Source organism: Kitasatospora putterlickiae (assembly GCF_039527695.1).
Taxonomy (GTDB): Bacteria; Actinomycetota; Actinomycetes; order Streptomycetales; family Streptomycetaceae; genus Kitasatospora; species Kitasatospora putterlickiae.
The window spans coordinates 84588-95934 of record NZ_BAAAKJ010000122.1; the positions used below are offsets into that span (position 1 = coordinate 84588).

Sequence of the window (11347 nt, forward strand, 5' to 3'; positions counted from 1 at the left end):
CCACGGAACGGGGCCCGGACCCTCCGTGCGAGCCACTGCTGGCAGGATGTCGCAGACTGGTCGAGTCGGGGACGGGTATGGACAACTGGGACTTTCAGCAGTGGCGGGCAGCACTTGGAGCCCTCGACGCTCGGGCGGCGGCCCTGCTGGGCCTCGCTTCAGCCGAGCGGATTTCCGGCTGCCTCGGTGATGAGCGCTTCGGCCGCCACGGCGGATCGGAAGCGGAAGCCGTCAGCGATCTGCTCGGAGAATGCTGGGCGGCGGCCCTGGCCGGTGAGGGGACGTCATCGGCACGGATCCGGGAGCTGGCCGGCCGGCTGGCCGACCACTCCGGGGACTACCTGACTCTCTCGATGACCGAGATGTTCCACTCCTATGAGCTCGACGAAGACGACGAGGCCGAAGACGACGAGGCCGAAGACGGAGACGGAGCCCCGGACCTCGACGAGTTCCTGGCGGACGCCGAGCCCGCAGGCGCCGTGATGATGCACCTCGACGCCATGGCGGCGGTGTCCGAAGCCGTTGCCGCATGCACGGGGGGAACGTGGGACGGCGCTCTTCGCTGCCTGCAGATCACTGCCATGGCCGCGCGTGGGCTCGACCCTCGGCTGCTCGGACAACAGCGTCAGCGAGAGGATCTCGCGCTGGCCCAGGCGGCAGGGAGTTTCGAGCTGCCCCGTCTGGCGGCTGAGCTACGGGTCCGCGCCCAAGCGGACGCCTTGGGGTGGAAGCGGGTCGCCGAGCGACTCGATCTCCTGCACCACTGAGGCCCGGATCCTCGGAGGCCCACTGGGATTCCCCCCGAACGGCGGATGCGTGCCGCGTCGGGTCCTGAGGCGGTGGTCAGTAGCGTGCGGAGCCGTACCCGGCCCTTCTACCGGAACGAGGCTCCATGGCTCCTCCCCGGCCCTCCCGTCGCTCGGTCCTCCGGTCCGGGGCGGCGCTCGCCGCGCTGGCCCTGGCCGGTGGCTGCTCCTCCGAGGGCGGCGGCGAGGAGCAGCCGCCCGGCCCCGGTGCCGCCACGCCGGCGGGCGGCGGGCCGGTCATGCCGGCCGAGTCCGCCCCGCACACCCGCACCTTCATGGTCTGGCCGGCCCTGGAGGAGGTGTGGGGCGACCAGCTGTCCAGCGTCCGGCAGGACATCGCGGGCCTGGCCCGGGCCGTCGCCGGCTTCGAGCCGGTGGTGCTGCTGGCCCGCCCCGACCAGGCGGAGCAGGCGCGTCAGGCCTGCGGCTCCTCGGTGGAGGTGCTGGACCTGATGGTCGACGACCTGTGGGCCCGGGACACCGGCCCGACCTTCGTCACCGGCCCGCAGGGGCTCGCGGGGGTCGACTTCACCTTCAACGGCTGGGGCGGCAAGCAGACCCATGCCAACGACGGCCAGGTCGCCCGTGCCCTCCTCGCCCACTACGGCGTCCCCCGCGTCCAGGCGCCGGTCACCGGCGAGGGCGGCGGCATCGAGGTGGACGGGGAGGGCACGCTGATGGCCACCGAGAGCTCCTGGGTGAACGAGAACCGCAACCCCGGGGTGTCCCGCGAGCGGATCGAGGCGGCCTTCAAGGAGTTGCTGGGCGTCGAGAAGGTGATCTGGTTCCGGGGCGTCGCCGGGCAGGACATCACCGACTGCCACGTCGACGCCCTCGCCCGCTTCGCCGGGCCCGGCACCGTCCTGCTGCACCGCCCCGCCGCCGACACCCCGCCGGACGTCTGGACCACGGCCTCGGCGCAGGCGCGGCAGGTGCTGGAGACCGCGACGGACGCCAAGGGCTGCCCGCTGCGGGTGGTGGACCTGCCCGAGCCGGACTTCGAGCTGATCGAGGGCGCGGGCGAGGACTTCCTCGCCACCTACATCAACTACTACGTCTGCAACGGCGGCGTGATCGTCCCGCGCTTCGGGGACCGGGCCGCCAACGACCGGGCGGCCGGCGTCATCGGGGACCTGCACCCAGGGCGCACCGTCACCCAGGTCGACATCAACCACATCGCCGCCGGGGGCGGCGGGATCCACTGCGCCACCCAGCAGCAGCCCGCCGTCTGAGGCGCGTCGGCTACGGCAGCGGCTCGTGCATGGTGGAGCAGTGGATGCCGCCGCCCCCGGCCATCAGGCGGTCGACGTCGATCTGCACCACCTCGCGGCCGGGGAAGGCCGCGGCGAGTGCCTCCTTCGCGGCGGCGTCCTTGTAGGGGTCGCCGAACCGGGTGGTGACGACGCCGCCGTTGACGAGGTGGAAGTTGAGGTAGGAGTCGACGAAGTTCGAGCTGCGGGAGCGGACGGTGTCGGGGCCGTGCACGGGGACGACCCGCAGCCGGCGGCCCCGGGCGTCGGTGGCCTCGGAGAGGATCGCGAACTGCTCCCGGGCGTCCCGGGCCCAGGCGTCGTCGCGATCGGCCGGCGGCAGCTGGACCATCACCACGCCGGGGCGCACGAAGCGGGAGGTGACGTCGACGTGGTCGTCGGTGATGTCCTGGCCCTTGATGCCCGGCAGCCAGATCATGGTGTCCGCGCCGTAGGCGTCCAGGACGGCCTCCTCGATCTCGTCCCGGCTCATGCCGCGGTTGCGGTTCTTGTTGACCAGGCTGCTCTCGGTCGCCATCACGGTGCCGTCGCCGTCGGTCTCGATCGCGCCGCCCTCGCCGACGAAGTCCGCGTAGGTGTGGCGCAGCCCCCGGTGGGCGGCGATCCGCTCGGCGACCCGGGCGTCGTCGCGGTGCACCTGCTTCCCGCCCCAGCCGTTGAAGTTGAGGACCACGGCGTCCAGGCCGCCGTAGCCGTCCCGGCGGAACACCGGGGCGATGTCGCGCATCCACAGGTCGTCGGTAGGGATCGCGGTGGTCACCTCGACGCCGGAGCCGCACTGCGTGCGGGCCTTGCCCGCCGTCCAGTCGTCGGGGGCGCACATCACCACCGGCTCGAACTCGGCGATCGTCCGGGCGATCAGCGCGATGTCCCGCTGGACCCCGCCCAGCCGCAGCCCCCATACGCCGCGACGGGAGGGCCAGGACATCCAGGTCCGCGCGTGCGGGACATCGTCCGCCGGCACCCGGGGGAAGGGTTCGGCGGTCCGGTGGTCGCGGTGGTGGCTCATGGGGGTCTCCAGACCGTGCGGCGGTGCCCGGGCGGGGCGAGGGGACCCGTCCGGCCGTTCCAGCGTCGCACTGACTGAAAAATCAGTCAAACCGACGGGCCCAACGTGACGCGCCGCGGAGCAGTGGTGGACGCGGAGCAGTGGTGTGTGCGGCGCAGCGGGGCCGGTGGCGCGGTCCCCGGGTCAGGACCCGAGCCGGGCCACCTCGGCGTCGATCGCGTCGGTCATCAGCGTCCGGGCGTGCGCCAGCGGCAGGCTGCCGCTCAGCCAGCGGGTGCTCAGGCCCTCCAGCAGCGCGGTCAGCCGCTCCGCCGCACCCGCCAGCGCGACCGCCGGGGACATCGGCCGCACCGTGCCGAGCAGGTCGGCGACCTCCTGCACCCAGATCCGGGTCGCCCGCGCCAGGTCCTCGCGCAGCGTCTCGTCGAACACCGCGCTCGCCCGCAGTTCACCCCAGGCGGTGCTGTTCTCCCGCACCTCGGCGGTGTCCTGCAGCTCCAGCAGCAGCGTCCGCTCCAGCTCCTCGCGGGCCGGCAGCGGCGGAGCGTCCGCGGCGCGCTCGGTGGTGTACCGCTCCGCCCGGTCGCTGATGAACTCCAGCGTCTGCTTGAGGATCCCCGTACGGTCCTTGAAGTGGTAGTAGATCAGCGCGGTGGACACCCCGGCCTCGGCGGCGAGCTCCTCCACCCGCAGCCCGCGCACCCCGCGGCGCGCGATCACCCGCGCCGCTGCTTCCAGGATCGACGTTTTACGACTGGCCATGATCCGCAACCTTACCGGGGCCTGGCCGGGGACGCGCCCGTGGGCTGAAAGTCCTGTCAGGCGCTGGCGGCCTCGGCTGGCCCCGGCCGGCGCGCGGAGGCTCAGGCGTAGATCCGGGTGTACAGCTCCTCGATCTCGGGAGCGGTGGGGACGGCGGGGTTGTTGGCGGGCGAGCCGGAGGCGAGGGCCTGGGTGGCCATGAGGGGGGTGAGGCGGGTCCAGGCGTCGCGGGGGATGCCGTAGGCGCGGGGGGTGGGCACGTGGAGGTCCAGGCAGAGGGTGCGGAGGGCGTCCACCAGCTTGTCGGCGGCGGTGGCGTCGGGGTCGGTGGCCGTCGCGGCGCCGAGGGCCCGGGCGCAGTCGGCGTAGCGGGCGGGGGCGGCGTGGACGGAGAAGGCGGTCACGGTGGGGAAGAGCATCGCGTTCGACAGGCCGTGGGCGACGTGGAAGTGGGCGCCGATCGGGCGGCTCATGCCGTGGACGAGGGCGACGCTGGAGTTGGAGAAGGCGATGCCGGCCTGGGTCGCGGCGAGCATCATGGCCTCGCGCGCCTCGGTGTCCGCGCCGTTCGCGTACGCGCGCCGCAGGTACCGGCCGATGGTGGCGATCGCGGTGAGGGCGAGGCCGTCGGAGAAGGGGTTGGCCTTGCGGCTCACATAGGCCTCGACGGCGTGGGTGAGCGCGTCGATGCCGGTGTCGGCGGTGAGCCGGGGCGGCATCGACATGGTCAGCTCCACGTCGACCACGGCCGCGATCGGCAGGAACGCCGGGCCGGGGCAGAGCATCTTCTCGTCCGTCTCGCTGTCGGTGATGACGGTGAACCGCGTCGCCTCCGAGCCGCTGCCGGCCGTGGTGGGTACCGCGATCACCGGCAGCGCCGGCCCGTGGTTGACCCGCGGGGCCTTGTAGTCGCGCATCCGGCCGCCCTGCACGCCCAGCAGGGCCAGGGCCTTGGCGCTGTCCATCGGGCTGCCGCCGCCGAACCCGATGACCGAGTCCGCCTCGTGCTCGTGCAGCGCCTTGAGGCCCGCGGCGAGCGAGTCGGTGGTCGGGTCGGGCACGGTGTCCGCGAACAGCCGCGGACGCAGCCCGGACGCGGTCAGCGTCTCCGTCAGCCGCCGCGCAGCGCCGTTCCCGACCAGGAACGCGTCCGTGACGACGAGGGGGCGGCTGAGCCCCAGCTCCTTGACGACGTCGCCCAGTTCGGCGGCGGCGCCGCAGCCGACGCGCATGATCCGCGGCAGGGCGAGGTCGGCAACCATGGGGAACCCCTCGGTGGTGGGAGGACGTGGGCTCCGACTCTGACGTCGGCGCGGGTGTGCGTTCAACCGCCAATCGTGCAGACCGGGTGTGCGGAAATGCAGATACGCTGCTCCGGTGAGCTCCCGTTCCCGCCCGGTCGGCGACCGGCTCCGCGCGGACGACCTCCGCTATCTCCTCGCGGTCGCCCGGACGGGGCGGCTGGTGACCGCCGCCGACGCGCTCGGCGTCGACCACACCACCGTGTCCCGCCGCGTCGCCGCACTGGAGAAGGGCCTCGGCGTGCGGTTGATGGAGCGCGGCACGGAGGGCTGGGCCCTGACGGACGCCGGGAAGGCCGTCTGCGAGAGCGCCCACGCGATCGAGGACGCCCTCGCCCGCGCCGTCGACGCGGTGTCCGGTCAGGACGCGCCCTCCCTGCACGGCACCGTCCGGGTGAGCGCACCGGACGGCTTCGGCACCCTGTTCGCCACCCCGGCGCTCACCCGGGTGCGCCGGCGCCATCCCCGGCTGCGGGCCGAACTCATCACGGCGACCCGGCAGTTGCCGCTGCGACCGGCCGGGTTCGACCTCGCCCTGACCATCGGCAGACCGCCGCGGAGCCGGCTGGTCACCGAGCACCTCACCGACTACGCCCTCGGGCTGTACGCGGATGAGGAGTACCTCGCGCGCCGCGGGGCCCCGGGCACGGTCGGCGAGTTGCGGGAGCATCCGCTGGTCTTCTACATCGAGTCGATGCTCCAGGTCGGCGATCTCGACATCGAGCGCCATCTGCCGGGCGTCACACCCGCGTTCTCCTCCACGAACGTCTTCGCCCAGGTCGAGGCGACCAGGCTGGGGGCCGGCGTCGGGGTGCTGCCCGCCTTCCTCGCCGAACGGGCCGGGCTGCGGCGGCTGTTGGCCGAGGAGGTCGACATCCGGCTGCCGATCACGCTGGCCGTGCGGCGGGAGGCGGCGACCCGGCCCGCCGTCCGGGCGGTGCGCGACGCCCTGCACCAGGAGGTCGCCGACCGCGCCGCCGAACTGCTCCCGGCGGGCCCGAACCCGGTGGACCGTAGCCCGCGTGACGTTCCCTCGTCGCGCGGGACGCTACCCGCTCGGGCCGCGGAGCACTCGACCTGACGCCGCCCCGGGGCGCGGGAGCCTCGAATTGCGCCGCACGGCGTTCGTCCGGCGGGCCGCGACTCGATTCCGGCCGTGATTCGGCTGCGGCGGCGGCACTGAATGCGCCAAAGAATGCAGGTCCGAATGCGGATCCCCATGCGGCGCGGAATTCAGAACCGCATGCGGAACCGTATGCGGAACCTGGTTCCGGCGGGAAAGGGATATCGGAAAGGCCGAGCGGCGGGTCCGGGGGTGTCCCGACTCTCCTGCGAAGGGTCGGAGCACCCCCCGGGGACCGGTCAGCCGGCGGCCGGGGTGGCCGCGTTTCCGCTGTCGCGGCGGCGCAGGTAGACGAAGCCGAGACCGGCCGCCAGCGCCGCGGCGCCGGTCGCGGAGGCGACCTGCGCGTTGATCATGGGAACGGGGGTGGCGGGCACCGCGCCTCCGCACTGGGCGTGACCGATGATCAGATCGGCCCCGTTGAGTTCCGGCAGCAGGATGAAGTGCACGGCGTTGACGGTCAGGACCCCGTCGGCGTCGGTGCTCTGCTCGTTGAGGACCGCCTGGCCGATGCCGGGGATGCTGACCGTGGTGTTCACGGGGGCGTTGGCCTGCAGGTTGACCGGGGGCAGCGGGAACGGCAGGGTGACGGTGCCGCCGGCGATGGTGCCGGACCCGGTGGCGCCGCTGGGGGTGGCGGTGCAGGTGGCGTTGACGCCGGTCAGGGTCGCGCTGCCGACCGGGCCGAAGTTGACGCCGATGCTGTCGACGGTCGCGCTCGCGGAGGAGGTTCCGGCGGTCGGGTCGCCCGCGGTGGTCGCGGTCAGCGTGGAGTCGGTGGCGAACGGCCCGGCGGAGAGGCCGATCAGCGTGGCGGTGCCACCGGGCGGATACGTGGAGTTGGGGGTCGGCGGTACGGCGGCCAGACTGCCGAAGGCATCGGCGGAGACGACGTAGGCATTGGCCTCGGGGGAGGTGAGCGCGGCGAACGCCGGGCCGGCCACCGAGGTCAGGATGCCCGCGGCCAGCGCGGTCCCGGCCAGGAATCGGGTGCGCGTGCGTGTTCTCACAGGGGGCCCTTTCGTACGGAGGGGGGCGGAGGGGCACTACCAGATTGCGCACCCGACGTCATATATGTGTGATTTTCCTACGCACCAAGAGGGCGTTTCCTGGAATTCCCTCGCGCGGTCTATCGGCGGTGAGCCGACGGAACGTCAGTAGGAGCCCCGGCCGGCCGCAGCGGACCGGTCGGCGAGGTGGGCGAGGTCGACGGGGCCGAGGGGGTCGCCGAGATCGATGAGGTCGATGGGATCGACGTGGGGCGGCGGCGCGGTGCGGGCGGTCTTGTGCCAGGAGTCCTTGCGCCGCAGGATGCGCCAGAACGCCCGGACCGCCACGACATAGGTGGCGGCGGCGTAGAGGGCCAGGGCGAGGCCGTAGCCGAGGGCGGCCCGCAGGGGGATGCCCGGCTCGCACCGCCTGCGGTACAGCGGTCCCCACAGCGCGAACTCGCCGACCCCGATCAGCAGGTAGATCAGCAGCAGCGGGGCGCCGCCGTGCTGGAGGAAGTCGAGCGTGAACCGCGGGTAGGTGGCGGCGTTGTAGGAGAACGCGAGGATCGGCACCAGGTAGGCGACCAGGCCGACGAGCTGCAGCCAGGGTTGGGCCATGAAGTACAGGACCTCCAGGAACCCGAGGGTGGTGAACTCGCGGGAGCCCCAGATCGAGCGCATGTAGCGGGCGCACTGCATGGAGCCCTGCGCCCAGCGCACCCGCTGGGTGAGCAGCTGCCGCAGGTTCCACAGCGCCTCCTGGTCGACCCAGGCGTCGGTGGTGTAGCCGTTGCGCCAGCCGGCGAGCATCAGCCGCAGGCCCAGCTCGAAGTCCTCCAGCAGGGCCCGGCCCCACGGCCGCCCGTCGTCCAGACCGATGGAGTCCAGGGCCGCCAGCCGGGTGAGCTGGCCGTTGCCGCCGACGTTGACGGTGCCGGTGCGGCGCCGGGTGATCTGCATGGCCGAGATCGGCCCGCGGAACTCCAGGTCCTGGAGGCGGGCCAGCAGCCGGGCGCAGCGGTTGGCGATCCGCCCGCGCGCGGGCAGGGGGGTGGTGACGTCGCGGTTGGACATCCGGACCTCGACCTGGACGGCGCCGATCCGCGGATCGCCGAAGTAGGCGTCACCGGCGCAGACCTCGAACATGTTCGGGGAGGGGCGGCCGTCGGCGTCCAGGACGCAGACGATCACCCGCTCGGGGTCGGTCCCGGACCACGGGTCGGCGTTCATGGCCTGGTAGGCGGCGTTGAGTGCGTCGCCCTTGCCGGTGCGCGCCTCGGGCAGGCGCCGGGAGACCAGGTTGACCGGCCAGCCGGCCCGCTCCCGGGCCCGGACCAGTTCGGCGGTGCCGTCGGTGGAGTGGTCGTCGACCACCCACACGGTGGCCTGGGGGAAGTACCGGTCGAGGTGGTCCAGGGTGGCGCCGATGACGGCCTCCTCGTCCCGGCAGGGGATGAAGAAGTGCCAGTCGAAGCCGGTCGGGTCGCCGGCCGGGCGGGGCCGGGCGCGCAGGTAGTTGCGCACGATGACCGCGACGTAGGCCAGGAAGCTGACGCCCAGGACGAAGGAGAGCGAGATCGAGGTGTCAAGGAGGGTCACTGCTCGGGCTCCTCGCCGTCATGGGCGGGCTTGCGGGCGACGATGCGGAGGTAGAGCAGGAACGCGGCGAGTGCGGCGGCCATCATCAGGACCGAGCCGAGCAGGACGTGCGCCCAGCTGAAGCCCGCCTCGCCGAGGTGGTGCTGCATGGCGACGATCAGGGTGAGGCGGCCGAGGTTGGTGGCCACCAGTATCGCGGCGGCCACAGCGAACGCCCGCAGCAGCCGCACCGGGCGGCGGGTGCTGAAGAGCAGCAGCAGGCCGGTCAGCAGCGCGAACGGGGCCATCAGCATGGCGCTGCTGCAGCCGGCGGTCAGCGCGATTCCGCGGTGCAGGCCCGCCTCCGTGCCCGCGTAGAGGACCGGGGCGTTCGGCCCGGCCAGCAGCATCGTGCGAAGGCCCAGCAGGTGCTCGACCAGCCAGGCCGCCGCGGTGAGCTCCTGGTGGCGGTAGAAGTGCTCGCCGGCGACGAGCAGGCCGCTGGTGCCGAGCAGCACGGGCCCGAAGACCCGGCCGAGCGCGGTGGTGCGGCCCGCCGCGGGCCCGTGTCGGTGGGTCGTCCACGACGACGGCCCGGCCAGCGAAGAGGTCTCAGTGGTCACAGCGGCACTCCCGGGACGAGGGGCGGGAAGCGGGGCCGCCGTGCAGAAACGATTCTCTTCGGCGGCCCGCGCTCGTGGAACGGTTCACCCTTGGCCGTGCGGCGGGCGGACCTGCTCCCGGGCGTCAGCGGCCAGCCGGCCGCGACGGATCAGCGCGACACCGGTGATCACCATCACCACCGCGACGGCCGCCGCGACACCGAGGCCGGGCGTTCCGGTCGCCGCCAGGGCTCCACCGACTCCGGCCGCCGGCGGGATCCCGCCGTGAATGTGTCCGTACACGAGGACTCCTCCATCTCCACCAGGTGGCCGACGCCGCTCGGCGGTGTCGGCCGGGACTCCCGATGGTGCTGGCCCGCCACCCCCGGAAGGGTGACGCCACGCGCCGCCCGGCGGCGAATCCACCCGCACGCCGCATCCCGCCGAGGCTTTCACGGCGTCGGTTCGTCGGTTCGGCGGAATTCCGCGCGATTGCGGCCGAACCCGGACCGCGAACCGCGTGACCGGTTCCCGGTCCGATCGGACGTTGGGCCGACCGGGGGAGGTTGCCGAATTCCGGGGGGAATCGCGGCATTCGGCGGCCGCGCCGTGTCGATACTTCATCACCCCCCCTTGGCCCGCCTCACCTTCGGAGAACTATGCCTTCCGCCGAGATCGCCCTGGTCTTCGGAACCCGGCCGGAAATCGTCAAGCTCGCCGGCGTCGCCCGCCGGCTCGGGCCGCAGGCGAGGATCGTGTGGACCGGCCAGCACTGGGACGCCGACCTCACCACCTGCTTCTTCGAGCAGTACGGCCTGCCCCGTCCCCACCACCTCCTCCACGGGGTCGGCGGCGAGGCCCGCGGGCAGCAGATCGGCCGCATGGTCGCCACCCTCAGCGACCACTTCACCAAGCGCCCCCCGGCCGCCGTCGTCGTCCAGGGGGACACCAACACCGCCGCCGCCGGAGCCCTCGCCGCGCACTGCGCCGGGGTCCCGGTGGTCCACGTGGAAGCGGGCCTGCGGTCCTTCGACAACGCCATGCCCGAGGAGACCAACCGGCGCCTCATCGCCCCCGTCGCCGACCTGCACTGCGCCCCGACCGCCACGGCCGCCGCCCACCTGCTGCGCGAGGGCGTCGAGCCCGAACGGGTCCTCATCACCGGGAACACCGTGGTCGAGGCGACGCTGGAGACCCTCCCCGCGGAGGCCGACGCCCATGGACTGCTCGCCCGGTACCAGGTGACCAGGGAGGCCTACGTGCTCGCCACCGTCCACCGCCCCGAGAACACCGACGACCCCGCCCGGCTGGCCCAGCTCCTCGACCAGCTCGCCGCCATCGACCCGCCCGTCCTGATGCCCCTGCACCCGCGCACCCGGGCCGCCGTCGAGCGGTACGGCCTGCGCCGCTCGGTCGCCCGGCTGCACCGGATCCCCCCGCTGGACCACGCCACCTTCCTGGCGCTGGCCCGGCACTGCCGCCTGCTGGTCTCCGACTCCGGCGGCGTGCAGGAGGAGTGCACCGTCCTCAAGCGCCCCCTGATCGTGGTCCGCAACTCCACCGAACGTCCCGAAGCCGTCCGGGCCGGCTTCGCGCGGCTGGCCCGGCCCGGTCACCAACTCGCGCTGGCCCTGAGGGAGATGCTGGCGGACACCGGTATCGCCGAACGGCTCGCCCGCATCCCCTCCCCGTACGGCGACGGCGGCGCCAGCGACGGCATCGTCGCCGCCGTCCGGGAGCGCTACCTCGCCGCCGGGCACGCGTCCGCCATCACGCCCGGTCCCCAACTGCCGGCGCCCGGGCACGCCGCCGCCCCCCGCGGTCTTCGCGAGCGGACGCAACCGGCGCGGAGTTGACTGTGCGTCAGGAGCAGGCCGGGCAGGGTTTGGTCGACGCGATCGCC

The 11347-nt window shown here is 73.4% G+C and carries 11 protein-coding genes; 4 read left to right on the forward strand and 7 right to left on the reverse strand.

What is annotated here, in order from left to right; all coding sequences use genetic code 11:
- Positions 1-77: 77 nt before the first annotated feature.
- Both ABD308_RS12995 and ABD308_RS13000 read left to right on the forward strand, forming a co-directional pair.
- The gene (locus tag ABD308_RS12995) at positions 78-767 is read left to right on the forward strand and encodes a hypothetical protein (RefSeq protein WP_344332889.1); all 690 of its coding nucleotides are present in this window, start codon (positions 78-80) and stop codon (positions 765-767) included.
- A gap of 125 nt (positions 768-892) precedes the next feature.
- Positions 893-2038, forward strand: a complete 1146-nt coding sequence (locus ABD308_RS13000; RefSeq protein ID WP_344332891.1) for an agmatine deiminase family protein — start codon at positions 893-895, stop codon at positions 2036-2038.
- Positions 2039-2048: 10 nt separating this feature from the next.
- Here the strand turns inward: ABD308_RS13000 and ABD308_RS13005 are convergent, their stop codons facing one another.
- From ABD308_RS13005 to ABD308_RS13015, 3 genes are all read right to left on the reverse strand, one after another.
- A complete protein-coding gene (locus ABD308_RS13005) occupies positions 2049-3086 on the reverse strand; it encodes an agmatine deiminase family protein (RefSeq protein WP_344332892.1) in 1038 nt (345 codons plus the stop codon).
- A gap of 183 nt (positions 3087-3269) precedes the next feature.
- Positions 3270-3848, reverse strand: a complete 579-nt coding sequence (locus tag ABD308_RS13010) for a TetR/AcrR family transcriptional regulator (protein WP_344332893.1) — start codon at positions 3846-3848, stop codon at positions 3270-3272.
- 101 nt (positions 3849-3949) lie between these two features.
- Entirely contained in the window at positions 3950-5110 is a 1161-nt protein-coding gene (locus ABD308_RS13015; RefSeq protein ID WP_344332894.1) for an iron-containing alcohol dehydrogenase, read from the reverse strand.
- 115 nt (positions 5111-5225) lie between these two features.
- Between ABD308_RS13015 and ABD308_RS13020 the strand changes: the two genes are divergently transcribed.
- Entirely contained in the window at positions 5226-6230 is a 1005-nt protein-coding gene (locus ABD308_RS13020) for a LysR family transcriptional regulator (RefSeq protein WP_344332896.1), read from the forward strand.
- Between the two features lie 281 nt (positions 6231-6511).
- Here the strand turns inward: ABD308_RS13020 and ABD308_RS13025 are convergent, their stop codons facing one another.
- The 4 genes from ABD308_RS13025 to ABD308_RS13040 all read right to left on the reverse strand — a co-directional run bounded on the left by ABD308_RS13025 (position 6512) and on the right by ABD308_RS13040 (position 9747).
- Positions 6512-7282 (reverse strand): choice-of-anchor P family protein, encoded by a 771-nt coding sequence (locus ABD308_RS13025; protein WP_344332898.1) that lies wholly within the window; start codon positions 7280-7282, stop codon positions 6512-6514.
- Positions 7283-7426: 144 nt separating this feature from the next.
- On the reverse strand, positions 7427-8863 hold the full coding sequence (locus ABD308_RS13030; RefSeq protein ID WP_344332899.1) for an XrtP-associated glycosyltransferase: 1437 nt from the start codon (positions 8861-8863) through the stop codon (positions 7427-7429).
- Positions 8860-9465 carry an archaeosortase/exosortase family protein gene (locus ABD308_RS13035; RefSeq protein WP_344332901.1) on the reverse strand — a complete coding sequence of 202 codons (606 nt, stop codon included), beginning with the start codon at positions 9463-9465 and terminating at the stop codon, positions 8860-8862. The genes ABD308_RS13030 and ABD308_RS13035 overlap by 4 nt, the downstream gene beginning before the upstream one ends.
- 84 nt (positions 9466-9549) lie before the next feature.
- Positions 9550-9747, reverse strand: a complete 198-nt coding sequence (locus ABD308_RS13040; RefSeq protein ID WP_344332902.1) for a hypothetical protein — start codon at positions 9745-9747, stop codon at positions 9550-9552.
- Between the two features lie 356 nt (positions 9748-10103).
- Here ABD308_RS13040 and wecB point away from each other — a divergent pair, with 356 nt between their 5' ends.
- Complete coding sequence (wecB, locus tag ABD308_RS13045) at positions 10104-11300, forward strand: non-hydrolyzing UDP-N-acetylglucosamine 2-epimerase (RefSeq protein ID WP_344332903.1); 1197 nt, start codon at positions 10104-10106, stop codon at positions 11298-11300.
- Positions 11301-11347: the final 47 nt, after the last annotated feature.